This window comes from Streptomyces sp. URMC 123 (assembly GCF_051386515.1).
Classification (GTDB): domain Bacteria; phylum Actinomycetota; class Actinomycetes; order Streptomycetales; family Streptomycetaceae; genus Streptomyces.
The window spans coordinates 1-1,456 of sequence record NZ_JBPQTV010000601.1 but is presented as its reverse complement, the minus strand read 5'-3'; the positions used below and the strand labels follow the sequence as shown (position 1 = coordinate 1,456).

Genomic DNA, 1,456 nt, shown 5'->3' with positions numbered 1-1,456 from the left:
GGGCGGTGCAGCGGGCGGCGAGGGCGGAGAGGGCGGGGCCGAGTCCGCGGTCGGTGAGGATGGCGGGGTGGATGCCGCGGGCGAGGTCGCGTAGTTCCTGGAGGGCGAGTTTCACTTCGCCGTGGGCTTCGTCGACCATGCGGGCGGCGGTTTCGGGGTCGTCGAGGAGTTTTTCCTTGGCGAGGCCGAGGTCCATGGCGAGGGCGACGAGGCGGGCCTGGGCTCCGTCGTGGAGGTCGCGTTCGATGCGGCGCAGGTCGGCGGCGGCGGTGTCGACCACCGTCCCCCGATCCGACTCCAGCTCCCGCACCCGGGTGGCCAGCCGGGAGGGGCCCAGCAGCCCGCTCACCATCAGCCGGTCCACCGCCGTCAGACCGTGGATCACCCAGGGGGTGGCCAGCACCAGAACGGCGCCGGCCGCGCAGGTGGCCGCCACCTCGGGCACCGAGTCGAGGTAGATGGCGCGGTGCCCGTCCCCGTACAGCTGGATGCCCGGTTGGCCCAGCGCCCAGCGCCACGCGGGGTAGAGCAGCAGCGCCCACGCGGTCGTCCACAGCGGCAGCACGAGGCAGAAGGAGAACACCGCCCACGGGAAGTACAGCAGCGCGTAGAGCAGGTGCCGCCAGGAGACCCCGCTCTTGAGCAGCGCCACGACCGCCGCCGCCGGGCCGGTGCGGCCCCGGCGCGGGCGCGGCGGCTCGGGGTCGGCCACCTCCAGGCGCAGCAGGGCCCGCGCCCGGGCGCGCTCGACCACGCCCAGCAGCCGGCAGCCGGCCAGCGCGGCCGCCAGGACCGGCACCCCCAGGAACGTGATCAGCAGCCCGACGCCGAGCGTGGTGGTCGTGACGGCGTAGCAGAACAGCAGGCACGCCATCGGCAGCCCGAGCATCACATGGAGGAACTCGCGCCAGGTGCGGGCGGCGACCGGAGCGGTCAGCGCGTGCGGCGGCCGGGGCGCCGGGCGCGGCGGGGAGGTGGGCTGCGGGGCGGTGTGCTGCGGCCGGAGGTCCGGCCGGTGGGCGGTGGCCATGGGGGTGTCCATTTCTGCGCTGTCCGTCAGGCCGTTCTCTGCGCTGTTCATCGGGCCGTTCGGCCCGGTGTGCCGTCCGCGTTCCACCAGGGGAGTTCTGCGGTGATGGTGGTGGGGCCGCCGGGGGGTGAGTCGATGGCGAGGACTCCGTCGACGGCGTCGAGGCGTTCGGCGAGGCCGGCGAGGCCGGTGCCGGTGGTGGGGTCGGCGCCGCCTTGGCCGTTGTCGGTGACGTGGATGAGGAGGCGTTGGTCGGTGCGCCAGACGTCGACGGTGGCGTGGGTGGCGTGGGTGTGTTTGCTGATGTTCTGGAGGAGTTCGGAGACGGTGAAGTAGGCGATGCCTTCGATGGCGGGGGCGCGCCGTACGGGCACGGTCGAGCGGTACCGGGCGCGGGTGCTGCTGGGGGTGCGCGTCGAGGAGCCC

The 1,456-nt window shown here is 74.4% G+C and carries 2 protein-coding genes; both read right to left on the bottom strand.

Features of this window, described 5'->3' with window-relative positions; all coding sequences use genetic code 11:
- Positions 1 to 1,030: sensor histidine kinase (locus ACSNOD_RS31105; protein ID WP_436770425.1), on the bottom strand; the 1,030-nt coding region annotated here is incomplete at its 3' end.
- 47 nt (positions 1,031 to 1,077) lie between these two features.
- Positions 1,078 to 1,456 (bottom strand): sensor histidine kinase (locus ACSNOD_RS31100; RefSeq protein ID WP_436770424.1); only part of this gene is annotated, 379 nt, incomplete at its 5' end.